Genomic DNA, 263 nt, shown 5'->3' on the forward strand with positions numbered 1-263 from the left:
TGTCTGGTTACCCCGACGAGATCGGCCAGCGGCGTCATCAGTGGCATGGTTAAAGCTGCTTCTCCGCTGCCGGAAGGAACGATGAAGCTCATGATCGTTTGCAACACCAGCATGCCAAACGCGCTTAAGGCAGCAGGCATATGTCCGATTGCAGAAGATGCATAGTACAAAATCGTATCCAGGATATGCCCTTCATTCAGTACAACCACGACAGCCCGGGCTACCCCGATAATTAATGCGCCGGCGATCAGGTCGGACGAGCC

General features: G+C 54.4%; 1 pseudogene. It reads right to left on the reverse strand.

The window, feature by feature from the left end:
• A pseudogene (locus MXD62_RS08840) lies at positions 1-263 on the reverse strand (C4-dicarboxylate ABC transporter permease); the annotation flags it as partial.

Source organism: Frankia sp. Mgl5 (assembly GCF_023242985.1).
In the GTDB taxonomy this organism is placed as follows: Bacteria; Actinomycetota; Actinomycetes; order Frankiales; family Frankiaceae; genus Parafrankia; species Parafrankia soli.